At 54.2% G+C, this 24316-nt stretch carries 24 protein-coding genes; 13 read left to right on the top strand and 11 right to left on the bottom strand.

The genetic code is table 11. The features are described from left to right. The first annotated feature begins 30 nt into the window (after positions 1–30). Genes GN112_RS31110 through GN112_RS31100 form a run of 3 tightly spaced genes read left to right on the top strand, consistent with a single transcriptional unit; the run spans position 31 to position 1695 of the window. Entirely contained in the window at positions 31–795 is a 765-nt protein-coding gene (locus GN112_RS31110; RefSeq protein ID WP_155313703.1) for a ParA family protein, read from the top strand. Then, on the top strand, positions 785–1264 hold the full coding sequence (locus tag GN112_RS31105; RefSeq protein WP_155313702.1) for a CYTH domain-containing protein: 480 nt from the start codon (positions 785–787) through the stop codon (positions 1262–1264). Before GN112_RS31110 ends, GN112_RS31105 begins: the two co-directional genes overlap by 11 nt. Next, complete coding sequence (locus GN112_RS31100; protein WP_155313701.1) at positions 1261–1695, top strand: NUDIX hydrolase; 435 nt, start codon at positions 1261–1263, stop codon at positions 1693–1695. The genes GN112_RS31105 and GN112_RS31100 overlap by 4 nt, the downstream gene beginning before the upstream one ends. Before the next feature lie 43 nt (positions 1696–1738). Here GN112_RS31100 and GN112_RS31095 read toward each other — a convergent pair whose 3' ends face one another. The 3 genes from GN112_RS31095 to GN112_RS31085 all read right to left on the bottom strand — a co-directional run bounded on the left by GN112_RS31095 (position 1739) and on the right by GN112_RS31085 (position 4741). Continuing rightward, positions 1739–1918, bottom strand: a complete 180-nt coding sequence (locus GN112_RS31095) for a hypothetical protein (RefSeq protein ID WP_155313700.1) — start codon at positions 1916–1918, stop codon at positions 1739–1741. A gap of 87 nt (positions 1919–2005) precedes the next feature. After that, on the bottom strand, positions 2006–2506 hold the full coding sequence (locus GN112_RS31090; RefSeq protein WP_155313699.1) for a SixA phosphatase family protein: 501 nt from the start codon (positions 2504–2506) through the stop codon (positions 2006–2008). A gap of 18 nt (positions 2507–2524) precedes the next feature. Beyond that, a complete protein-coding gene (locus GN112_RS31085) occupies positions 2525–4741 on the bottom strand; it encodes an RNA degradosome polyphosphate kinase (RefSeq protein WP_231717185.1) in 2217 nt (738 codons plus the stop codon). Positions 4742–4887: 146 nt separating this feature from the next. On the opposite strand from GN112_RS31085, the gene GN112_RS31080 reads away from it, so the two are divergent. After that, complete coding sequence (locus GN112_RS31080; protein ID WP_155313698.1) at positions 4888–5601, top strand: hypothetical protein; 714 nt, start codon at positions 4888–4890, stop codon at positions 5599–5601. Positions 5602–5673: 72 nt separating this feature from the next. On the opposite strand, the gene GN112_RS31075 is transcribed toward GN112_RS31080, so the two are convergent. Beyond that, complete coding sequence (locus GN112_RS31075; RefSeq protein ID WP_155313697.1) at positions 5674–5844, bottom strand: ABC transporter substrate binding protein; 171 nt, start codon at positions 5842–5844, stop codon at positions 5674–5676. A 201-nt stretch (positions 5845–6045) separates the two neighbouring features. Here GN112_RS31075 and GN112_RS31070 point away from each other — a divergent pair, with 201 nt between their 5' ends. Both GN112_RS31070 and GN112_RS31065 read left to right on the top strand, forming a co-directional pair. Then, positions 6046–6333, top strand: coding sequence for a Trp family transcriptional regulator (locus GN112_RS31070; RefSeq protein ID WP_155313696.1), 288 nt, complete (start codon positions 6046–6048; stop codon positions 6331–6333). Between the two features lie 16 nt (positions 6334–6349). Further along, positions 6350–6982 (top strand): DUF2284 domain-containing protein, encoded by a 633-nt coding sequence (locus tag GN112_RS31065; protein WP_162459200.1) that lies wholly within the window; start codon positions 6350–6352, stop codon positions 6980–6982. Between the two features lie 276 nt (positions 6983–7258). Here GN112_RS31065 and GN112_RS31060 read toward each other — a convergent pair whose 3' ends face one another. From GN112_RS31060 to GN112_RS31045, 4 genes are all read right to left on the bottom strand, one after another. Further along, positions 7259–8701, bottom strand: a complete 1443-nt coding sequence (locus tag GN112_RS31060; RefSeq protein WP_173180048.1) for a DegQ family serine endoprotease — start codon at positions 8699–8701, stop codon at positions 7259–7261. 189 nt (positions 8702–8890) lie between these two features. After that, a complete protein-coding gene (locus GN112_RS31055; protein WP_155313694.1) occupies positions 8891–11245 on the bottom strand; it encodes an ATP-binding protein in 2355 nt (784 codons plus the stop codon). 284 nt (positions 11246–11529) lie between these two features. Next, a complete protein-coding gene (locus GN112_RS31050) occupies positions 11530–12954 on the bottom strand; it encodes a sensor histidine kinase (protein WP_155313693.1) in 1425 nt (474 codons plus the stop codon). Beyond that, positions 12932–13609 (bottom strand): winged helix-turn-helix domain-containing protein, encoded by a 678-nt coding sequence (locus GN112_RS31045; RefSeq protein WP_155313692.1) that lies wholly within the window; start codon positions 13607–13609, stop codon positions 12932–12934. The genes GN112_RS31050 and GN112_RS31045 overlap by 23 nt, the downstream gene beginning before the upstream one ends. A 239-nt stretch (positions 13610–13848) precedes the next feature. Between GN112_RS31045 and GN112_RS31040 the strand changes: the two genes are divergently transcribed. After that, positions 13849–14448, top strand: a complete 600-nt coding sequence (locus tag GN112_RS31040; RefSeq protein WP_155313691.1) for a hypothetical protein — start codon at positions 13849–13851, stop codon at positions 14446–14448. Continuing rightward, a complete protein-coding gene (locus GN112_RS31035) occupies positions 14432–14836 on the top strand; it encodes a GatB/YqeY domain-containing protein (RefSeq protein ID WP_162459199.1) in 405 nt (134 codons plus the stop codon). The genes GN112_RS31040 and GN112_RS31035 overlap by 17 nt, the downstream gene beginning before the upstream one ends. A gap of 294 nt (positions 14837–15130) precedes the next feature. Here the strand turns inward: GN112_RS31035 and GN112_RS31030 are convergent, their stop codons facing one another. Together GN112_RS31030 and GN112_RS31025 are read right to left on the bottom strand one after the other, a co-directional pair. Then, positions 15131–15388, bottom strand: coding sequence for a hypothetical protein (locus tag GN112_RS31030; protein WP_155313689.1), 258 nt, complete (start codon positions 15386–15388; stop codon positions 15131–15133). Between the two features lie 15 nt (positions 15389–15403). Then, entirely contained in the window at positions 15404–15652 is a 249-nt protein-coding gene (locus GN112_RS31025) for a hypothetical protein (RefSeq protein WP_155313688.1), read from the bottom strand. A gap of 39 nt (positions 15653–15691) precedes the next feature. Here GN112_RS31025 and GN112_RS31020 point away from each other — a divergent pair, with 39 nt between their 5' ends. Both GN112_RS31020 and GN112_RS31015 read left to right on the top strand, forming a co-directional pair. Further along, positions 15692–17728 (top strand): sensor histidine kinase, encoded by a 2037-nt coding sequence (locus GN112_RS31020; RefSeq protein ID WP_162459198.1) that lies wholly within the window; start codon positions 15692–15694, stop codon positions 17726–17728. Further along, entirely contained in the window at positions 17697–18374 is a 678-nt protein-coding gene (locus GN112_RS31015; protein WP_155313686.1) for a response regulator, read from the top strand. Before GN112_RS31020 ends, GN112_RS31015 begins: the two co-directional genes overlap by 32 nt. Before the next feature lie 1073 nt (positions 18375–19447). On the opposite strand, the gene GN112_RS31010 is transcribed toward GN112_RS31015, so the two are convergent. After that, on the bottom strand, positions 19448–21787 hold the full coding sequence (locus GN112_RS31010; protein WP_155313685.1) for an ATP-dependent DNA helicase: 2340 nt from the start codon (positions 21785–21787) through the stop codon (positions 19448–19450). Positions 21788–22033: 246 nt separating this feature from the next. Between GN112_RS31010 and GN112_RS31005 the strand changes: the two genes are divergently transcribed. The 3 genes from GN112_RS31005 (at position 22034) to GN112_RS30995 (ending at position 24224) form a co-directional block, all read left to right on the top strand. Beyond that, positions 22034–22993, top strand: a complete 960-nt coding sequence (locus tag GN112_RS31005) for an aldo/keto reductase (protein ID WP_155313684.1) — start codon at positions 22034–22036, stop codon at positions 22991–22993. Next, entirely contained in the window at positions 22987–23850 is an 864-nt protein-coding gene (locus GN112_RS31000) for a rhomboid family intramembrane serine protease (protein WP_155313683.1), read from the top strand. Before GN112_RS31005 ends, GN112_RS31000 begins: the two co-directional genes overlap by 7 nt. A 77-nt stretch (positions 23851–23927) precedes the next feature. Further along, the gene (locus GN112_RS30995) at positions 23928–24224 is read left to right on the top strand and encodes an AF1514 family protein (RefSeq protein WP_155313682.1); all 297 of its coding nucleotides are present in this window, start codon (positions 23928–23930) and stop codon (positions 24222–24224) included. Positions 24225–24316 lie beyond the last annotated feature (92 nt).

The raw sequence follows: 24316 nt of genomic DNA, 5'->3' as shown, positions 1-24316 counted from the left end.
TTCAGACGGATTCATCGACAGGAGTTGCATTTGAAAACAATCGCCATCTACAGCATCAAAGGCGGCGTCGGGAAAACAGCGACCTGTGTCAACCTGGCCCATCTGGCCGCCAACAGTCGCAAAAAAGTACTGCTCTGCGACCTCGACCCCCAGGGCTCGGCCTCCTTTTACTACCGTATCCAGCCCAAGGCGAAATACAGCAGCTTGAAATTCATCAAAGGCGGCAAACGCATCGACAAGGCGATCCGCGGCACCGACTTCCCGGGACTCGACCTGCTCCCCGCGGACCTCTCCTACCGGAATCTCGACATCCTGCTCAGCGGAACGGCCAAATCACGCACCCGTCTGAGGCGCCTGCTGGGCGATAGCCAAGCCAGTTACGATTGCATCTTTCTCGACTGCCCGCCCAATATCACCCTGGTCAGCGAGAATATCTTCCATGCCGCCGATCTGATCCTCGTGCCGCTGATCCCAACGACCCTTTCTATCCTTACCTATGGCAAGCTGCACGACTTTTTCGTCCAGAACGATCTGAGTCTAAATAAACTGCACCCCTTCCTCTCCATGGTGGAACCCCGCAAACAGATGCACCGCCAGTCGATTCGTGAAATCATGACCGGCACAAACAACCTGCTGCGCACCTACATCCCCTTCAGTGCCGATGTGGAGAAGATGGGCTTCTACCGGGAGCCCTTGACCCATCGCCACCCGGCGGCGGCGGCGTCCATGGCATTTAAAAAATTGTGGAGTGAAATCGAAACCACCATTTTGAAAGCGAGTCCCCATGGGAATTGAAATCGAGCGTAAATTTCTGGTCCGACACCTGCCCGAAAGCCTTGACAACGCGTCCGGCGTATCCATTCGCCAGGGCTACCTGATCATCTCCGCCGATGGCACCGAATTGCGCATCCGCCAGAAAGGAGCCCGGTTTTTCCAGACCATCAAAATGGGAGAGGGTCTGCGCCGGACCGAGATCGAGATCGAGATCTCCCAGGCGCAGTTCGAACAGTTATGGCCCCATACCGAAGGGCGCCGGGTGAGCAAAACCCGCTACCATCTGCCGCAGGGCGAATATACCGCCGAAGTGGACCGCTTTGCCGGAGCGCTCCAAGGCCTGCTCCTGGTCGAGGTTGAATTTCCTTCGGAAGGGGCCAGCCGGGCTTTTTCACCGCCGGAGTGGTTCGGCACCGATGTCACCGAGGATAAGCGGTACAAAAACAAGCACCTTGCCGTGAATGGCATACCCCGGGGCAGCGCCCCATGAACCCGTGTTTCATCCAGGCCGGAGCCATTGCCTGGCGGCCGGTCGGCGACCGTATCGATGTACTGCTGATCACCACCAGCAGCGGCAAAAACCTGACCATTCCCAAAGGGCTGATCGACCCGGGATTCACGGCCGAGCAGACCGTTCACAACGAGGCCTTCGAAGAGGCCGGTATCCGCGGGTCACTGCAGCCGACGCCCGTGGGAATGTATCGTTTCGCCAAGTGGGGCGGTATCTGTGATGTCACCGTGTACCTGATGACGGTAAACGCGATGTTGGATGACTACCCCGAGAAGGCCATGCGCCGGCGGATGTGGGTCGACCACCGCCAGGCCGCAATACAGGTCAAACACGCCGGATTGGGCGCCCTGATTCTGAAGGTGCCGGAAAATGTGGATATGCAGGATGAGAAATGTTCGGATGAGGGATAATCGATCCCACGCATCCGCGTGGGACCGGAACCGTTTTTGAGAATCACGCCGGTTTGGCAAGTTTTTCCGGTTTGCACAGCATGCCCTTCAGTTTGGCTGACCGCAAGCACTTGCCGCACACGAACTTGGATTTGCCCACCAGACCGGAAAACTCCGCCCAGCTCTCTTGGGCATCGCTCTTATCCCACTTGCAAAGTGATTTCTTTTTGAGTTTCTTATCCATCAACCGCCTCCTTGGGTAGATGTAACGCTTTCGACAAGGCTTAACCTAACTATCCCACCGCGTATTCGCAACACGGTCACGATGGTTTTAGGCATCAGCCTTGTTCTTGGGAAAATCGAAAACGCTCCTGACCAGCCGCTTTCGTCGAAGGTCTCGCCAGCGTCGGATGTCGAAGGTCAATCCCACAACGCCCGCTGTGGGCAAGTTGGCAATCGGTGTAGGATAGAAGCGGTTGACCAATTCGGTCAGACCGGGGTTGTGGCCGAAAAGGATCACCCGGCACCAACAATCGTCCAGCTTACGGACCATCTTCTCAATCCGATTCGCCGATGCCAAATAAAGGAGGGAGTCGGCAATGATGATGGATGGCGCCAGATCCAGGGCATGGCAGATGATTTCTGCTGTGTCCATGGCTCGGCGGGCATCACTGCTGAGCAACAGATCCGGGGCCATCCCCTGGCCCCGGAACCGCTCCCCCATATCGGCGGCGGCCCGTTTGCCGCGTTTGTTCAATGGCCGCTGATGGTCTTTCAGCCCGGCATCCTTCCAGCTCGATTTGGCGTGGCGCATGATATGGAGGGTTTTCATGGCATGCCCGAAATGGGATCAGTTCACTTTCTTAGGTTTGTTTTTTCTCTTCTTTTTCATCTGGCCGTTCGTCCCGAGAGCAGAGCCCCGCCCCGACAGGCTGGGATTGGTCATGAAAAACTGGTGGGCGTTGAACGCTTCCGGCTCCGGCGAACAACGCCGGTAACTGCCGTCCGGCTGCAGGGTCCAGCTCTGCTCGTTGTCCCGCAGGTTGGCAACCATGATCTGGTCCAGTACCTGCCGATGGACCGTGGGGTTTTCGATAGGGACCATGGCTTCGATACGACGATCGATATTTCGCGGCATCCAGTCCGCGGAAGAGATGAACACCTTGGCCTTGCTGGAGGGCAACTCGAAGCCGTTGCCGAAACAGGCAATCCGGGAATGTTCGAGGAAGCGGCCGACAATGGATTTAACTTCGATGTTCTCGCTCAAACCGGGAACCCCGGGCCGCAGGTTGCAGATTCCCCGGGCGACGATCTTGATCTTCACCCCGACCCGGGAAGCCGCGTAAAGGGCGTCAATCACTTCGGCATCCACCAATGAGTTGACCTTGATCCAGATTCCCCCCGGACGATCGGCTTTGGCATGTTCGATCTCGTTGTTGATCTGCTCCAGAATAAATGCCCGCAGAGACAAGGGCGAAATCACCACCTTTTTCAGGTTCATGGGCTTGGCGTAGCCGGTCATGTAGTTGAAAACCTGCAGCACGTCGTCGCAGATGACCGGGTCGCAGGTAAAAAAGGAGAGATCGGTGTAGATCTTGGCCGTTACCGGGTGGTAGTTGCCCGTTCCCAGGTGGGCATAGGAACGCAGGCGCCCGCCTTCCCGGCGAACCACCAGGGAGAGCTTGGCGTGGGTCTTGTACTCGATGAAACCGAACACCACCTGGGCGCCGCTGCGCTCCAGCTTGCGGGCGATGCCGATATTGGCCTCTTCATCGAAACGGGCCTTGAGTTCCACCATGGCGGTGACGCTCTTTCCCGCCTCGGCAGCCTCCACCAGGGCCTGAACGATGGGCGAATCCTCGCTGGTGCGGTACAGGGTCTGGCGGATGGCCACCACGTTCTTGTCCTGACTGGCCTGCCGCAGGAACTGCACCACCACGTCAAAGCTTTCGTAAGGATGATGCACCAGAATATCCTTGGCCTGGATCGCCGCCAGGCAATCGCCACCGTAATCCCGGATCCGCCCGGGAAAACGTGCCCGATAGGGATGGAAGAGCAGATCCGGTCGATCATCGATAACCAGTTCGGCAATATCGGAAAGGCCGATCATGCCATGAAAACAAAAGACATCGTGGGTGGAGATATCCAGTTGGGCCTGGATGAAGTAAAGCAGATCGTCGGATATGTTGTCATCCACGGTGAGGCGCACCACACTGCCCCGTCGCCGCCGTTTCAGGGCACTTTCAAAGGTGCGGACCAAGTCTTCGGCCTCTTCGTCGATCTCCATCTCACTGTCCCGGATCACCCGGAAAGTGCCGCTGGAGACCAGGCTGAAGGAAGGGAAAAGCAGATCGAGAAACATCAGCACCACGTTTTCCAGGGCGATGAAGCGGATGGTCTTTCCGGGCAGCCGGATGAACCGATCGAGCTGGGAGGGCAGAATCACCAGGGCAACCATGTTTTCACTATCCGCATCACCGGCCAGCTCGAGCACCAGTCCGAATCCAAGGTTGGGAATAAACGGGAATGGATGGGCCGGGTCCACGGCAATGGGACAAAGAATCGGGAAAATGTTCTGTCGAAACAAAGTGCCCAGCCATTTCCGGTCGGTCTCCGAAAGGCCATCCGGTCCAACCAGATGAATCCCGGCGTCGCGCATATCCTCCAACAGTCGTTCCAGGCAGCGGTGCTGGTCGGCGGCCAGTTCATTGACCTTGGCGGCAATGGCCCGCAGTTGCTGGGCCGGCGTGAGCCGATCCGGGTTGACACCGCGAACCCGTGATGCCACCTGCCCTTTGAGACCGGCCACGCGCACCATGTAGAATTCATCCAGATTGCTGGCGGAAATAGAGAGGAAGCGCAACCGCTCGAGCAGGGGATGGGCCGGGTTCATGGCCTCTTCGTAAACCCGACGGTTGAATTCCAGCCAGGAAAGTTCCCGGTTAAGAAACCGGCCGGGCTTGTCATCGGCCACTTCACTATTGACATCCGGTACCGGCCACGGCTCGGTCAACTCTTCGGCCAGCTCACTCATCGCATCCCTGTTTGTCGCGCGCATCGCCTCCATGGGTCGACCCCCTGCCTGTTTAATGCGTCCATTCGCTCAAACGCCAACACGCACAACTACTCAAGAAATGTTAGAAAATTGTTAGAATGACGACAAATCGAATCGATCGACTTCAAAAAAAAGAGAGGATGTGATAGCTGGCGGCCATGGTAAACATTCAAACAGGAGGCCGTTGGGTTGGGAAAGGGTTGGGGATCATCTTCCTGGTTGCCGGTTTATGGCAGGCGATGGCTACCGCATCCGCAATCGGCCCGGAAGAAGTGCACCACTACCGGGAAATCACCGGGAAATCCGTCAAAACAGTGGAATGGCGCCTGAGCAAAGGCGACCCAATGATCCTCACTTACACCTCGCCCGGCGAACGGTATGTGACCGCCACCGGGCCGGACTACGATACCCGTCGCTGGCGTGTGGCCGCCGACAACGGCCGGACGGCATTGATCGCCGAGCGGGTTGGTGCAGCCATCACCATCCGTGGCCGGTTTAAAGGCGACACGGTGAACAAGGTACTCGCTATCGACGATGCGCCCTGGTATCAGGCCACCTCACTTTCCCTGCGGCAGCTGGTAGCGTCGGAGGCCAAGGAAAAATGCTTCTGGACCATCCGCATCGACACCCTCAGCGCCCATAAAATCAAAGCCATCAAAAAAGGGGTGGAAAACCTCAACAAAAATGCCTGTCAGCAATCGTTGATGCACATCCGCCTGACCCTGACGGGATTTTTGGCGCCCTTCTGGAAAAGCGACTACTGGTTCGCCCTGCCCGGCGGGATCTTCGACCGGTTCAAGGGCCCCAGCGGCCCGCCGGGATCGCCGATGACCACGGTCACCCGCATGGTGGCGTGCAGGGATTCACCGTGATTGCCCATCTGGTGCAGCACAATCAGAATATCCCCCTCGGACCGGGCATCGATGTAGTCCTGAAGGCCCACTTCATACCGACAAATTGAGCAGTTCGATCTGAGCCTTGACCGGGGTCATATCCGAAATGCCGGTGACGTTTTTCTCACCCGACGCGGTGGAGCGGATCAGGCCCGCACCCACCGGATCGGTAACGGCACTGTAAATCACCGGACAATCCTTTGAGCATGGGCGAAGCGGCAAAAAGCGGTGTGGCCACCATTGCCATCATTTAAACCAGCAGAAACACCAAACCTGCGGATATCGTTTTCATCATTTTTTTCCTTTCTTTTCCTCCGGCTTTTATCTATGTTCCTAGGCACAATAAAAAAGCAAGCCCTTTTTCCTTATAACGTCAAAGGGTTGAAACCGGAACTCGGTTTTTCAGCCAACAAGACCAGCCCCATGGACGACACAACCGACGAACTCATCGAAATCTTTGCCCGCACCACCGACCGCAACAAAATGGAAGTGCTGTTCCGGGAAATATTCACGGCCAACGAGATCAATACCCTGAGTCTGCGCTGGCAGTTGCTCAAAGATCTTTACGAAGGCAAAACCCAGCGCAAAATTGCCGCTGAGCACAAAATCAGTCTTTGCAAGATCACCCGTGGGTCAAAGATTCTCAAAACCCGGGGCAGTTACCTGAAAAAAATACTGGATGAGCTGTATCAATCCCGCAAACCGAGTTGAAACGACGCCTCCATCAATGAAAACACAAGCCACCACCGGAATCGACCATCCGCCGCAAAATATATCGAACCTGTTAAAAGCGCTGACACAGCTGGCATACGATCATGGCGCCAGCGCCGCCGCCGTCATCCGGTGTCCGTCGATACCGGTGAAAGACCACCTGGCCGACCTGTGCAAGCCACCGGGATGCCCCAATTATGGCCTGGCCGCCAGCTGTCCCCCCCATGTTGGCGGTCCCCAACGCTTCCGGGAGCAACTGACCCGGTTTGAGCATGCGATTGTTTTCAAAATCGATGTACGGGCAGCGGATCTGATGGGGGCGGCAAGGCCGGACATTTTCAGGACGCTGCATCGGATCGCGGCGACCATCGAACAGGCCGCCGTTGCCCGGGGATGCAAAGATGCCTGCGCGTTCGCCGGCGGGTCCTGCAAAGAACTGTTCTGCACGGACCATCCATCGTGCCGGGTGGTTCAGGAAAATGAACCCTGCCGCTACCCGGCCGAGGCCAGGCCCTCCATGAGCGGATATGGAATCGATGTGTTCGGATTGATGGCTGCCCTGGGATGGCCGCAGCACCGCATCGGGGACAACAACCATTCCGACGATGGCCCCACGGGATCCATTGCCGGAATGGTCCTGATCTGCTGACCACAAATTGGCTCTGCAGCAAAACTGAAGCTAAAAAAAGCTGGTGGAGCCAAAGGTTTATGGGAAGGCCGGGCGGCCTTTGTAGGGACCCAAAACCGGGTTAAAGGGTGTTCCACGTCCTTTAACGCTCCACAAGGGATATGACTCCACCAGCTCTCCTATACAATAGCTAAAGATCTGATAATTGCAATAGAAGAAACACGCCGGGTTTCCGGGTTCCCGATGAATACAAAGGGCCGGCGGTCCGGTCGCATTGCCGGTAATTACCGCCGATTGTTATTTGCGTTCGATCTTGACCACCAGATACCCCGCATTACGCCGCTTGATCAGCAGTTGGATGGATGCCTTGTCTTTGTTCTTTTTCATCAGGTCGATAAAATCGTTGCGGTCTTTGACAACAGCGCGGTTGATCTCTTTGATAATGTCACCCGGCCTGATATCGGCCTCTTGAGCCAGGCTGTCTTCCTTGATATCGGTGACCAGCACGCCGTTCTCTTTACCATCGATACCGAACCGCCGGGCAAGATCAGAATCCAGATCGGTCACGTCGATTCCCATCTCCTCGCTGTCACGGCTCTGGGTTGTCAACCCCTTGTCATCGTCGTCCCGTTTGGCCAGGGTCACGGTCAGGGATTTGGGACGGCCGTCGCGGATCAATTCGATAGCTGTCTTGTGGCCCACCGCCGTATTGGCAATCACCGAGGAAAGTTCCCGGCCGGTGGCAACACGCTTGCCATCCACCGAGAGGATAACGTCATTCACCTGGATGCCGGCCTTGCCGGCCGGATCCCCATCAAAGACCTGGGTCACCAGCACGCCCTCTTTCGCCTTGAGCCCATAGTATTCGGCCAGTTCAGGCGTCAAATCCTGGATCCCCACCCCCAGCCAGCCGCGGGTGACTTCCCCTTTGTCTTTCAGTTGGTCGATAATCCCCCTGGCCAAGTTGATGGGGATGGCAAATCCGATTCCCTGGCCGCTGGCGATGATGGCAGTATTGATGCCCACCACTTCGCCATCCATGTTGAGCAGTGGTCCACCACTATTCCCCGGATTGATGGAAGCGTCGGTCTGGATAAAATCATCGTACGGACCCGATCCGATGATACGGCCTTTGGCGCTGACAATCCCGGCCGTAACGGTCTGCTCCAGACCAAACGGGCTGCCGATGGCGACCACCCAGGTGCCGACTTTCAGGTCGTCCGAATCTCCCAGTTCCAGGGGATCGAGATTTTTAGCGCCTTTGATATGGATCAGGGCCAGGTCTGTTTTCGAGTCCCGCCCGACCAACTCGGCATCGAACTCCTTATCGTCGGCCAGGATGACCTTGATCTGATCCGCATCCTCAATCACATGATTGTTGGTAACGATGTACCCGTCTTTGTCAATAAGAAAACCAGACCCCAGACTGCGCTGTTTGAAATCCCGCTGTTGGCCGTTTCCCTGAAACGGCCCAAAAAACTCATCAAACGGGTTGCGTTTGTTACCAAAGGGACTGCCAAAAAAATGCCGGAAAACCGGGCTACCGCCCTTAATGGTTTTCACGGTCCGGATATTCACCACACCGGGCTTGGCGCTTTCGGCGAGTTGGCTGAAACTTTCTGGCGCCGAAAATGCGTAAACATTCCCGGCAGAGAGCAATGTGTTCCATGAAATCATGGCGAGGGCAACAACCAATGGTAGAACTCTGATTGCAATTGACTTCCTTTTGGATTTGATCATCACCGGCCTCCTTGAACATTAACATATTATATTTTACAAAACGAATGACACAAACCAATTAATTTGTTTCCGTATCATAATCCTGATCAGTTACGATAAGATGACGGAACGATTACCAAACGGTAATATTGAGGGGGGGGCATTCGGCCCATTCAATCGGTTGTGGCGAAAAGGGGTGGATTCCTCGTATCAACCGGAACTCGAGGCATCGAATAATTTACCGGTGGGATCTGACAACATCTGTTCCTTAAGTGCCAGGCCGATCTGTTCCATGCGATACGGTTTCCGGATGTATGGCCCCGCACCAAGCTGCTGGGCCTCCAAAACCCGTTCGGACTCGGAAAAACCGCTGGCAATAATCGCTTTCTGGCCGGGCACGACACGAAGAATCTGACGATAGGTCTCCAACCCATCCATATCCGGGTCCATAATCATATCCAAAATCAGAATATCCACCGGTTGCTTCCGAATATAATCAATCGCGTCCGCGCCACTGGCAACCGTAGCCACCCGGTAATTCAGCCGCTTCAGCATAAACGACGCCAGGTCACGCTGTTCTTTGATATCGTCGACCACAAGCACCATCTCTTTGTTTCCCATGTATTGTTCGATGGGTACGACAGTATCCTCGGTCTCCAGACTCTTTCGGGTAATGGGGAAATAAAGATCGAAAATGGTCCCCTGCCCCTCGATGCTGCGCGCATCGATATAACCGCCATGGTCTTTGACCGTCCCCCAGACCACGGCCATCCCCAAACCGGTACCGCTGCGTCCCATTTTCTTTTTGGTGTAAAAAGGCTCGAAAATCCGTTCCAGGTCCTGGGCTGCAATCCCGATGCCCGTGTCAGCCACCCGCAGTCGCACATATTCGCCCTCGGGAACCGTCTCAAACCCATGCAACGGACGGTCCAGATAACAGTTTTCCGTGCTCAGGGAGACTTCTCCACCATGGGGCATAGCCTCAGCCGCATTGGTTACCAGGTTCATGATGCTTTTACCAAGATGAACAGTCGATCCGACAATGTTGAATACCGCCGTTGGCAATGCTGAGCAGATCACAACCTGGGGATGAACCGATTTGAGGCGGGCCAATTCCGGGCTACCAAGATAATCCCGAACGATCCGGTTCGGCTGAATCACATCGGTAACGGCAACGCCGCGCCGTGCCAAGGTCAACAGGTCCTGTACAATGGCGGCCGCTTTTTCACCGGACTTCTTTATCGTATCAATGATAACATACAGTTCGCTGTCTTTGGGCATATCCATGAGCAAAAGCTCCGGGTAGCCAACCAAGCCCGACAGAATGTTGTTCAAATCATGCGCAACGCCCCCGGCCAGCGTGCCAATGGCCTCCATTTTGCTGGCTCGCTGAAGACGGGCTTCCATCTCTTTCATTGCGGTAATGTCCGTTGAAATCTGGAGCTGGACCAGACGGCCGTCCTCCCAGACGATGGCCCGGGCATAAACGATGTACCAGCGACCGTTAATGGGGTTTTTCTCCTCCCAGGAGTGGTGTTCCGTTGAATTGCCGTCTTCATTCAGCAAAAACTGATTTTTACAACGGCCGCAGGATTGATCCCGTCCTTGGACCACCGCATAACAGGGCTGGCCCACAATATCCTCGCCGAACGTCTGTTTCATGTGCCGGTTGGCCAGCAAGATTCCGCTGGTCTTGATGTCGGTCACAAAGATATTGGCATCAATGCTGTCGATGATCGATTCAAGCTGTTCATGACTGCTGCGAACCCGCTGTTCGGCCTGTTTCCGTTCAAGGATTTCCCGGTTCAGATCCTGATTGATCTGCTGAAGTGCCTCGGTACGCTCCTCAACCCGTTTTTCCAGGTTGCGGTTGATATCCTCGGTTTTTTCCTTCTCCTTGTTCAACAAATAGTTGAGGTAAAAGCTTTTGCGCTGCTGGGTTTCAATGGAATAGCAAATGAGCATCCCCAGACAGTTAATACCAAAAAAATGGGCACCGGATATCAATTGCACCACGGCACTGGCGTCCAGCAACAGAATCAATGCAGCCTGATAGCCGGCGATCACCAGCAGACCTGCAATGGAAGCGGTAATAAACCGGGCATGAATAAAGGTGTATCCAAAAAACACACAGAAAATGGTTCCCACCCCATAAAAAAAGGACTCTGGCGTCGGGGTAATCACCACCATGGCCACATAGGCAAAACCGGTTGCAATAATATAGAGGGCATTGATCGGTTGCCATAAGCGCTGGTAAATCCGGGTGTAGGAAAAAATCAATCCGGCGACAAATACGGGACAGACCAGCAGATACCGGATAAACCACAATTCAAACTTCTGATCCGGAAACACATAGGCGTCAAGAATGCCGAAAATGCTGAAAAAAAGAATTGCGTAAAGTTTACACCGCCTCACATGATCCAGCGAATTGGCGAAATAGGCCGCTCGAAACGGTTTCTCCAGAGGTTGGTGGTCCCCCGTGAACACCAAAGTGACCGGATTCAAACTGACGCGCAGCCGACTGTAAGGGATGGCGACATCAACTTTATTCTGAGTAAAATTCATTGTTCTCCGTTGCAATGTCAAATCGATCTGAAATCGGGCAAATCAGGCACAGGGTCAAGACGTGTATTCAAAAAACGCGAATGGAAATGGCCCCGTCGACCATTGACTGGACAGGACCCAATCCGAGGCAAGCTATAGCATTCAAGATAATGTTTTTGGGCTGCGTTATCGGTCGTCGCGGTATGACCTATACAGCTTCCTCCCTCTGGCCTTGCCAAAAACATTATCTTAAACTCTATATTGGCAGTATTTTCATTCACAGCACCATGGGCCGTGGATGGTTGTCAAGGTTTTTTCCAGCAGGGAAGGCAGAGTGTAAAACAGCTTCCCTTTCCGGGCTCACTGGTAACATCGATCCAGCCGCCATGGGCATGGGCAACTGCTTTGACCAGGCTTAATCCCAATCCGCTGCCGCCAGTTGTCCGGCTCTGATCGCATCTGAAAAAGCGGTTAAAAATGTTGGGCAGATCATCGGCCTCAATACCGACCCCGCTATCTTTTACAAAAATGTATATTTTTTCAACATTTTTTTTGTCTTGAGGCACATAAATCTCGATCGTCCCTGGTGACGGGGTATATTTGATGGCATTGTCCACCAGATTGGCTATGGCTCGCTGCAGCAGGCGCAAATCGCCGGCCACCATTACCGATTCCGGGGCCGAACAAGTCAGGAAGAGGCCCTTGTCTTCAGCCAGGGGTAAAAAAAGCGTTACGGCACCTTGAACGACCTCGCTAATATTTACCGGCGACGGACGCATCTCCATGGCACCGGCGTCGGTTTTGGAAATCATCAGCATGGTATTGATCATATCCAGCAACCGGTCGCATTCCTCGATGGTGTTTGCCGCCAATGACAGATCATCCGTGGCATCGGATGCGCCGGAAAGACTCATTTCAGCCAGCCCCCGAATCCGTGTCACCGGACTTTTCAGATCATGGGCAATATTGTCACCCATCTCACGGATACCAACAACCAGTTTCTCGATACGATCAAGCATCTGATTGAAGGTTACGGCCAGTCGGTCAATCTCCTCATGGCGTGCCATGACCGGTACCCGCTGACCGAGATCGGTTTCGGAAATTTTGCGTGCGGTACGGGTGACGGCCTCCACCCCGGAGATGGCGCGGCGGACCATAAACCAGCCCACAAGCACCGCCGTAAAAATCAATACGGCCATGGTGATTAAAAAAATGCGCTTGAAAATGGCGATAAAGGTCGTATCGCTCTCCATGGAGTAGCCCAGTTGAACCACCACCCCGCGGCCGATGATACCATAGGCAATCCGCACCCGGTCCGGTCGGTTGGGGATATTCAGGGTCTCATAGACGCGCGCGGATTTTCCGTCCACCAGTCGTCGTACGGCCCACCGGTTGATGCCGATGGACTGCCAGTAGGACATATTGGATGAAGAGAAGGCTACGCCACTGGCATAAAGCAGGCGAAAAAAAATCTTTTTTTCACCTGCAGCCTGGGATTCGATCAACGCGGCGGCCTTGACATCCTCAAGGCCCTGAAGGTTATAGATCGCCTCGAACTCGGATATCTTCCCGGATAGTTGGCTGTCCATGCGCTGTCTCAGATGGTAAGAGATGAGCACATAAAAAAAAAGAAAGGCAACCCCGGCCGAAAGAGAAAAAATCAGCCCGTACCAAAGGGTCAGGCGGAAGGATAATGTTCGGGGCAGTCTAATCGTTCTGACGAAGGACATAACCGACTCCGCGAACCGTATGAATCATTTTCTCATCAAAGCCCTTGTCCACCTTGTCGCGAAGCCGACAGATCCGTGCCTCCACCACGTTGGTCTGAGGATCGAAATGATAATCCCAGACATGTTCCATAATCATGGTTTTGGACACCACCCGGCCGGCGTTGCGCATCAGGTACTCCAGCAGGGAATATTCCAGGGGCTGCAAATCGATTTTATTGCCCTCGCGGCGAACTTCACGCGTCAGCATATCCACCGTCAGATCGCCATAGGAGAGACGGGTCGGCTCTTTGGTTCCACTGGCACGCCGGATCAGGGCCTGAACCCGGGCCAGCAGTTCCGAAAAAGCAAAGGGTTTGCTCAGATAGTCATCCCCGCCGATTTGAAGCCCCTTGACCCGGTCATCAATGGCCCCTTTGGCGCTAAGAATGATTACCGGCGTCATCACTTTTTCCCGACGCATGCGTCCAATCAGGGAGAGGCCGTCGAGCTTGGGCAACATGACATCTACCACCGCCGCATCGTACGGCTCGCTCAAGGCCAGGTCCAACCCGGCCATGCCATCATTGGCATGGTCCACGGCGAACCCTTCGGCCTTGAATCCCTTTTGGACAAAAGAAGCAATTTTGTCATCATCTTCAACCAGCAATAAACGCATTGTTTCATCTCCGCTGTCCGCTTTTGGGGAACGGTGTTTTCCCCAAAAAAGAAATAAGAACTACTTTTTAATGGTTTGGAATATAACTGTACCCAAACGTCTTCGCAAGCTGACACATTGGGAAAAATGCATAAATGCAGGATCTTAAATCCATACTGCAATTTGCTTGACAAATCAGAAGCCCACTGAGAAAGTGGCCCCCAACAGATAGAACCCATTGGTAAGGAACGAAAAAAATTATGCCCAACAAAACATTGTCCCTGCAATGGAAGGGGACGTTCATCGAACTCTGCCTGGGGCGCGTCAATCGGCAGCAGCGAGAAGCGCTCGAAAGCCGGGGACTCGACCTGGACAGGGATATCGGGAGTACATGGTACGATAACACGGATCTGTTGGAATCGGTGTTCAACGCTGAGAACTGGTGGTCGATTGACGATCTGGATCATGCCATGGGGCTCGTTTTCCAAGATCGCGCTACGTTGGACAGGCAATTGTCACAAATCACCTACACGATCGATGCCCAGTCCGTCAGCGTGGATCCGGACGCATTACAAATAAGCGTCTATGCACCCGAAACCCTCGACCCGCTGGACGCGCATGAACGAATCGTCTGTCACGGTACCCGTCGCCGGGCGGTACTTCATCTGGAAGTCGAATTCAGCCCTCCATTTGATCCATCACTGATTACGCTTTCTCTTCTACGCTACCCGGACATCGGCTATATTTTAATCGATATCGATTATGACGGTGACGACGAGGCCCGGTTTACCTGGGGAGAAACAGAATATATACAACCCCGTTTTTATAGAAGGGATCATTTTGATGACACTTCAGGATAAACTCAAAGACGATCTGAAAACGGCCATGAAGGCGCGGGATGAGGCAACGAAAGATGCCCTGCGCGTCGTTATGGGAGAAATGGCCCGCCTGGATAAAAAACAGTTTACGGATGAAGAAATTATCAACATCCTGAAAAAACTGATCAAGTCGGAAAAAGAGATGCTGTCCAAAAGCAATCAGGGGGAAACCTCCGACTTTATCCGGGTTCTTGGCACCTACCTGCCCAAAATGGCCACGGAAACGGAGATCCAGCAGTGGATCGCCGAAAATATCAATTTTTCAGATTATAAAAACAAAATGCAGGCCATGGGGACCATCATGGCGCATTTCGGTTCGGCAGCCGATGGCAACACCGTCAAAAAAGTGCTCCAGGCGTTTCCCGCTTGATGGGGCATGGATCAATGGTCCGGCGGGTAAGGATCGGGGATGAAATTAATTGAACGTAATTGCGCCGGGCTTGTGTTCGTCTTCAAGGCCCATCAAGGGTTGCATACCGGGAGTATGTGGCCGTTGATGCAACGCGGAAGACGGGCGCAAGAACAAGCAATTTCGTTTAATTAATAAAATTCTCGATCCTAAGCCTTCCCGCCGGGCTGTTGATGTTTGGGTAAAATCCCGCATTCTGCTGGTCTGAGATCTCCAGATGCCCGGATAACCCATCGGACAAGCCGCCCCATCAAGCTATCCCCCATCCTGAATCAGTGCCCTGGCGATCTTGATATCGTACGCCCGGTTGGGATCGAAACGCCCCCGTTTTTCGTACAGCACCTGGGCCTGCTGGATGGCTGCGTGGGGAACCCAGCCATGATCGTTCCAGATGCTGGGGTCATCGTCATTTTTCATTCGGAATTCAACCTCTCCGGCTTTTTCGCGCACGTACATGCGCACCCGCTTGTTTTCCGGAAAAGGGTAATAATAGATACCGATCCTGTCTTTCATGTCGCTAATCATCCTTCAATGATGCTGTTCTCCCAAGCCGGGGCTGGCGTCGAAAAGATCGTTCGCATTCAACACGGCCGCCGCCTCACCGCCGAGGTGCGTCACCCGGGTCAATGCCTGCGTCAGCTGGTATCCGGTTTCCTGGGGCATACCGATAGAATTACCAACAACTCGCTTTTCTAACGGATATTTCGCCGTTTTCAAAGTTTTTTCTTTTCTAATAGAAGCTTCTGAGATACTTTTCGGGACAGAAATGTGTATCATATCAATATGTATCGTCAGCATCCCATGGGAATTGGACGGATGACCACACACGACCGACCCAAACACCTAACCATGCCCATCGGAATTCATCCATCCGATGATACCCTGCGTTTTGTTTTCGAAGTACCGACCGATCCGTTGGATGCCGCCAAAAACCCCTTGAAGGAGGGATATCTTCAACAGTCAGCCATCATCAAGGCCTTTGACGGGTTCGTGTACGTGGTCGATGAAAATTACCGCATTCAATTCATGAACAGCCGGCTGGCTTTGCGGACAGGCTTTGACGGCACCGGACAGCGCTGCTACAAAGTGATGCACAATCTGGATCATGTTTGCCCCTGGTGCCGAAATGACCGGGTGCTGAAAGGCGAAACCGTTCACTGGGAAGTGCTCAGCCCCAAGGACAAACGCTGGTACCATGTCATCGACACACCGATTTTCCATTCGGACGGTACGATTTCCAAATTTGGCATTATTCTCGATATCCATCAGCGTAAACAATCCGAAACCGAACTCGAGCGGCATCGCCGCAACCTTGAAGAAATGGTCCGGTCGCGCACCCGCGACCTGACCCTGATTAACGAACATCTGATCAATGAAATCGAAGAACGCAAAAATATCGAAAAATCGCTGAGGGAAAGCCAGGAACGGCATCGCATCATTTTTGACGGTTCCCGCGATGCCATTTTCATCAGTGGTTCCGACGGTTCGATCCTGATCTGCAACCGAAGCGCCGCCCAATTGACCGGCTACTCGCTCAACGAGCTAAAAAAGCTTAAAATATTCGATCTTTATGCGACAATGGCACCCGAACGATACAGCAATTTTTTCGAACGGATCCGGGCTGGCCAATCTATCTCCGGTGAAATCAGAATTGCCAGAAAAGATGGCCGGACCATTCATGCGGAATTCAGCAGCCGCAAAATTGTATTTGCCGATAATGCCTGTGCCCACACCATCGCCCGGGATATCACCGCACGCAAAAAGTCCGAAGCGGCGCTACGCCGTAGCGAAGCCAAATACCGCGAACTGGTCCAGAACACCAACAGTATGATCCTGCGTTTCGATCCTTTGGGCCGAATCACATTTTTCAATGAGTATGCGCGTCAGTTTTTCGGTTTTGCCGAACATGAAATTCTGGGCATGAATATTTTGGGCAGCATCATTCCCTGGCGATCGACCACAGGAATCGATTATCGGCTGATGATCGTCGATTTTTTGAAAAACCCGGAACGCTATCCGGCCAACGAGATCGAAAATATTCGTAAAGATGGCTCACGCGCCTGGATCGCCTGGACCAACAAGCCGGTTCGGGACAAACATGGCCGGGTGTTTGAAATCCTTAGTGTGGGCCTGGACGTCACCCAGCGAAAACAGGCCCAGCGTCAGGTTCAGTTTCTCACTCACCAACTGATAAAAGCCCAGGAGAATGAGCGTCTGAGAATATCACGAGACCTGCATGACCACATCGCCCAGGATCTCTCCACCCTGAAAATCGGCCTGGAAACAATGTTCAAAGGCCACTCCGAGGAAACCCGGAAGAAGGTGTCTCTACTCTCCAACATCCTGCATCGCAGCATCGCATCGGTCAGGGATATGGCCTATGACCTGCGTCCTCCCGGTCTGGATCAGTTGGGATTGGTCAAGACACTCTATCGCTATTGTGAGGATTTTTCCAAGGCCAACAGCTTGGAAATCGATTTCGCAGCCGCCGGAATGGAGGAATTGAACCTGGAATACGAAACGGAAATCAATCTTTACCGGCTGATCCAGGAAGCGTTGAACAACATCAAACGCCACGCCGCCGCCGACCGGGCGACAATCCGTCTTGTCGCCTCATCACCGGATATCATGCTTCGTATCAAGGACAACGGCAAGGGGTTTGATGTGGATGCCCGGAAAAAACGGGCCCTCAAGGAAAAACGAATGGGACTGCAGAGCATGGTCGAGCGGGTTCACCTGTTGCAAGGTAAAATCAATATCCAGTCCCGACCGAACAAAGGGACCTACATCTTCATAGAAATCCCCCTGAAGGAGAAAACCAGTGGCTTCGAAGAAAAGTATTCTCATCATTGACGACCACCCGCTGTTTCGTGAGGGATTGAAATCCATCATCGCCGGTGACCGGTATTTTTCTGTTGAAGGCGAGGCAGGGGATGCCCGCAACGGTTTTGTCATGGCAAAAAAAATCAAACCGGATGTCGCCCTGGTGGACGTTTCTCTGCCCGACGAAAGCGGTATGCAACTGACGCGACGAATCCGGGAAGCCCTCCCGGATACCCGGGTGATGATCATCAGCATGCACTCCAAAATCGACTACATCGTTGAAGCCTTCCAGGCCGGCGCTACCGGCTATGTGGTCAAGGAGTCTGCCGCCGGCCGGTTAATCCAGGGTCTGCGTGCCGTCACCGAAGGGGAATACTATCTGGACAGCTCCATTTCGCACGAGGTGGTCGAACGGCTGATGCGGGCCCCGGTGCGTGAGGCCCGCGTCAGCGACAATGACTACGGTCGACTCACCCCCCGGGAGCAGGAGATCATGCGCATGCTGGCTGAAGGACTCTCCAAATCCGCCATCGCCGAGCGCCTTTGCATCAGCATCAAAACCGTTGAGAACCATCGTTCCAACATCATGAAGAAACTCGATCTGCACAGCGCCATGGATCTGGTCCGCTATGCAGCCAAACTGGGGCTGATCGATATCGACCTGTGGAAAGAGTGAATCGTACCGGCCTGCCTTCGAAACCACATTTTGACGCTATTTTTCATTCCCGTTCGGAAGAATTCTCACCACACCCGGGATTTTCTCCCGGGTGTGGTAAAAAAACCCAAAAAAATGAGCCTGAGCACCTATAGACATTCTCGCCCCTACCGATAATATAGACATACAAAACGGCAGCCGATGAGCTAAAAAACAGAATATCGGCCTGCTTTTGCAATCAGACCGATTCTCGACAGATTGAAAACGTTAACGGGTAGCACGTTCTTTTAACCATTACTGATGCCAGGAAAGGAGAACAAGATGATATCTTCTCCGTGTAAAAACTGCGAAAGAAGGAACGACCCGAAAGACGAATGCCTGAAAAGCTGCAAAATTCTTCACGACGTTCAGGAATTCCATCTGATGACTGCCAAAAGCATCTGTTACAGTGCAATTGATTGCACCGAAGAGAGCCGATACCACATCAAATCCCCATCGCCGGCGGCAATGAGTCCATTTTAGATCTTATCCTGCGGTTTAAATGGCTTGATGCTTTTTATGGGCGATCCATTTTCCGGTATTTTGCGGTGGCCAGACCACTTGCGGTGACCGTTCAGTCAGCATTGAAGAATGGGATTTGTTACGGTTGGGAAATGGTTGGTGGCTCTTTTCTGTGGCAATGCTGTGTACCGTCATCTGTGGGCAGCGTTTTGGTCTCAAATCGACCTGACCCCATGACCGGAATCCAGAAAGTCAATAACCATGGAAGAACACCGATCTTTCCGTCCGGAAGGCCAGTCTCCCTGTCCTTCATGCAGCAAGGCTGACAAGAGGCGCGGCAACGACAAACGGCAAAACGTTCCTCCTGCGGAGCCTGTGGACATCGTTGCGCTGGTTCGCAGCCTTCAGCGAACGGCGGGTCTCAACGACTGCTTCAAAAGGGGCAACACGAGCTGCGCAATCCTTGACTGTGCTTGGCGCGCCCATTGCCTGGAAAAACCGGACCCCTGAAGAAAACAGAAACAGGGTCGGGCAATCATCGGCATCGCCTAGGCGATGCGGGATGGCAGGCGTTTCATGATCAACGGCACGACTCAGGCATCGGTTGTCCAGAATTGTTTGAGATGTCGTGTCAGCTGTGCCTGGGTATCGATGGCCGCCGCGGGCCAATGCTCCGGCAAAAGCCGGCGGTAGGCATAGGTACAAAATCGCTGATCCACCAGAAGCAGTGCACCGCGATCCTGATCCGTACGAATGACCCGTCCTCCTGCCTGGAGGACCCGGTTGATTCCCGGATATCGATACGCAAAATCAAACCCCCGTCCCCACCTATCGAAATAATCGCGGATCAGGTCCCGTTCGGGACAAATCGACGGTAAGCCGACCCCCACGACCACGGCGCCGCAAAGGCGCTCGCCAACCAGATCGATCCCTTCTCCGAAAATCCCTCCCATGACGGCAAATCCAACCAGCAGCTGTTGGTTCCGGGCCGAAAATTGATCCAGAAAGCGGGCCCTGTCAGCGTCGTCCATCTGGCGTTCCTGAACCAGGATCACCACATCCTTCACTGATGTTGAAAACCGTTCGACCACCATGGCCATGTACGCGTAGGAAGGAAAAAAGCAGAGGTAGTTTCCGGTTCTGGAATCGGCAAAAGAATGGATCAGGTCCGCCACCCGCTGGGCACTCTCCGCCCGCCGGGCATAGGTCGTATCGATTCCACGGGCGATGAAAACGCTCAGGTTTTTCCGTGGAAAGGGCGAAGGAATCGCCAAACGGGTGGCCGAGGGCGTACATCCCAGGATCTGCTGAAAATAATCGGCCGGGGTCATTGTGGCGGAAAAAAAAACAGCGGCCCGGCAGCGTTTAAACGCCACGGCCAGGTGTCGCGACGGGTCCAGACAAAAAAGCTTTAGCGTCAGCTGAGAGCCGGTTTGCTGGTAGCAGGTCCGATAATTGTCGTCAAACTGATCCCACACCCGCAGGAATCCGTTCACCCTGAAATAACACTCCAGCACTATCTCTCGAAATGGGGCCGCTTGATTTTTTGCCAGCCACTTTTCGGCCGCCCGCAAAAATCCGTGCAACAAAAAATCGAGCCCGTCCGGCAAGCTGGCAGCGGATTGGAATCCGCCAGCCTCCCGGGTCTGTTCCCGGGCCTTAACCATCCAGGTGTTGATTTTCCCGGCAGCCCGGTAAACTGGGGGCAGATGGGATTTGACGGCGCGGCGCAGTTCGAGAAACGCATTTTTATCCAGATGGACCGAGAACATCTCACGGGAACGGTCCACCAGGTTATGCGCCTCATCCACCAGAAAGACATAGGAACCGTTCTCTTCGTCAAAAAATCGCCTCAGGTACACACGGGGATCGAACGCGTAGTTGTAATCGCAGACGATGCAGTCAGCCCAGCGTGACAGTTCCAGGGAAAATTCAAATGGACAGACCCGGTGGGCACGGGCAATGGTTTCAATGGTCTCCCGATCCAGGTTGTCGCAAGCAAAGGCCGCTTCAAGGGACTCTGTCAGACGGTCAAAATGCCCTTTGGCGTATGGACAGAGCTGCGCATCACAGGCCGCCTCGGGATTAAAACAGATATGATCCTTGGCGGTCAGGCAGACCCGTTTCAATCGGAGCCCCACCGTCTGGAGCAGATCAAGGGCCTTTGTGGCCGATGCCTTGCCGGTATTTCGGGCGGTTAAAAAAAAGATCCGGTCCGTATGGCCCTCCCCGATCGTCTTGACTGCCGGGAACAGCGCAGCCAGGGTCTTGCCGATACCGGTGGCCGCTTGAATAAGTGCCTGCCCGCCATCGCGGATGGTCCGGTAAACCGTAATGGCCATGCTGCGCTGGCCGCAGCGGTAGGCAGCAAAAGGAAAATCCAGTCGGCCGATGGTCGCATCACGCAACTGCCGCCAGTCTGACAGGGTCTTGGCCCACTTCAGGTATCTCTGGATGAGATCCTCGAAAAACGTCTCCAGTTCTTCACGACCGCAGGTTTCGGTCTGTTCCAAAATCTCTCCGCTATCCAGTTGGCAATAGGTCAGCTGGACCGTCACCGACGGCAAATCCTTCTCTCTGGCCAAAAGACAGGCGTAGACCTTGGCCTGACCCCAATGGCATGGATCAGGGCATTGTCCAACAACACCAAGCTCCCGGGAGGTGGACTTGATCTCCTCGACAATCGTCGCCTCCGCCGTTTCCAGTACGCCGTCAATGCGCCCGCTCACCACCAAAATCAGTCCCGGTGTCTCCACCTCGGTGGAGACGCTGACCTCGGCCCGGTACCCTTCGGGCCGCTGCCTCTGGATCCGCTGGTGAATGCGAATTCCCTCGAGGGGGCGTCCCGGCGAGGTGAACCGCATATCCAGATCACCCGAACGCAGAACATAGTCCACCAGCGTCCGGACGGCAATTTGATGTCGTTCCTTCACGCAGCGGATCCTTTTGTCGCCGGCGCATGGATCCCCCTTACGGGGAAAATCAAACGGTTTGATAACAAACTTGGAGTCATGAGTTGCCAATCAAAAAAATACGCACTACTGTAGAGACCAAAATCATTTTGGTCAAGCTGACACAACCGTTCGGAAGGCATTCGCGGACACCCATGCGGGCATCTGGATCAATACCGCAGCAACTCGCCGGCGGACGAAAACCCTACACAGGAATAGGAAGAAACGATGCAGACCACCATTTTGGGCAAAACGGACATCCATCTGTCGACCATCATCATGGGCACCTGGCAAACCGGAAAAGCCATGTGGGCGGGAATTAGCGATGCGCAGAGCGAAAAGGCGATCCGGGCCGCCATGGACGCCGGCATCACCACCTTTGATACGGCCGAGGTTTACGGGAACGGCCACTCGGAAAAAGTGCTCGGCAAAGCCATTGGCAGCAACCGGGACAAGGTACACTTGCTGTCAAAAGTGTTTTCCAACCATCTCAAACGTGATCAGGTCATCCAGGCCTGCAACCGTTCTTTGAAAAACCTGGGAACCGACTACTTGGATCTGTACCAAATCCACTGGCCTCCAGGCAGTTTCGGTGCCAAACCCGTGCCCATGGAAGAAACCATGGATGCGCTGAACGAATTGAAGTTAGAGGGGAAAATCCGTGCCATTGGTGTATCGAACTTCTCACTCGATCAGCTCAAGGCCATCAGCCGGATTGGGGCCGTCGAAAGCCTGCAACCCCCCTACTCCCTGTTTTGGCGCCATGTGGAAAATGACACGCTGGCGTGGTGTCAGGCAAACCAGGTAACCGTTATGGCCTACTCCCCCATGGCCCAGGGCCTGCTCACCGGCAAGTTCGGCCCTGAACATCGGTTTGAAAAGGGCGACCATCGCAGCAACAACCGCCTGTTTCAGCCCGATGTCTATCCCAAAGTACAGACAGCGCTGGCCGCCCTGCGTCCGATCGCTGAGAAGAAAGGCATCACCCTGGGCCAGCTGGCCCTGGCCTGGGTTATCGCCAAACCGGGAGTCTGTGCCATCGCCGGTGCACGCAACGCCGAGCAGTCCACATCCAACGCCAAGGCGGCCACCGTCACCCTGAGCGAGTCCGAACTGGCCGAACTGGATCGAATCAGCCGCCCGGTCACGGCTTGCATTGACGACAACCCGGTGCCATGGAAATGGTAACCAAAGAACCGTCAAACGGGAACGTTTCCCGGAAGCGGGCCCTGCTCTGCCCCAACTGCCGCAGGCTGGTGAGTGCCGATGAGCCGCAGTGCCCTTACTGCGGCCTGCCAACCCCGGGTGCCCGTTGGAAGCACGCCATCCTGACCCGGGGACTGAACAGTGAAAAACGACTGATCCAGACCATTATCACCGCCAATGTGCTCATGTACCTGATCAGCCTCATCATGACCCGTGGCGGCCTGCGGTTATCCGCCAACCCGATGTTTTTTCTGTCACCGGACAGCCGGGGACTGTTGCTCCTGGGGGCGACCGGCACCATCCCCATCGATCGCCTGCATCACTGGTGGAGCTTGATCTCCGCCTCCTACCTGCACGGCGGGATTCTTCATATCGTATTCAACATGCTGGCTCTGCGCCAGATTTCACCACTGATCATTCACGAATATGGAACCCATCGCATGTTTGTCATCTACACCCTGAGCGGCGTAGGTGGTTTTCTGCTCTCCTATCTGGCCGGCGTGGGCAGCACCATTGGTGCCTCTGCCGCTGTCTGCGGGCTCATCGGGTCAGCGATCTACTATGGCAAGCGCCGCGGGGGAAACTATGGCCAGGCCATCTACCGTCAGGTGGGCGGGTGGGCTTTGGGAATCGCACTGTTCGGTGTTATCGTTCCCGGGATCAACAACTGGGCCCACGGAGGCGGCATGGCCACCGGCATTCTACTGAGCTTTGCCATGGGATATAACGAACGCCAACCCGTAGCCTTTTCCCATCGTCTACTGGCAGGCGTCTGTATGGCCGCCACAGGGGGAACTTTGCTGTGGGCCATCTTCACGGCCCTTTTTTATCGATTATAGCGGTATTGATTTTTTTATGCGACCATATTAGAGCAGTGACGCACGTAACCCCTTGTTCCATTCAAAGGAGGCCTTTAATGGCAAAAGCGCCGCTGAAGTACCAGTTGATCAATCCGCTCAAAATAAGAACAGACCCATCGGATCTGGATTTTCCGCAAGCGCAGACATTGGCCGAAGAAAAGGCGAAATCGCTTTGTCCAGCGTCCCGATTGGTCTGCTGGTATGATGCCACCACCGGCGAATCCCATCCCAAGCTTGAGTGCAGTGCCACGGGCAAACCGGGCTGGCTCAATTATGCGGAATCCTGTAACTGTGACATGACCGTCGATATCAATGACGAACAGTTCATTTTTATTTACCTGTCTCAACCCTGACCCTACCGGACTCATCTTTTAAGGGAAAATGTTGGCCCGATCGATCCATGGCGGATCGATGGTCCCAGGCTGATTTACAAAGGAGGGATACC

The organism is Desulfosarcina ovata subsp. ovata (assembly GCF_009689005.1).
Lineage (GTDB): Bacteria > Desulfobacterota > Desulfobacteria > Desulfobacterales > Desulfosarcinaceae > Desulfosarcina > Desulfosarcina ovata.
The sequence above is the reverse complement of the archived record's forward strand: the minus strand, read 5'-3'. Positions and strand labels throughout refer to the sequence as shown.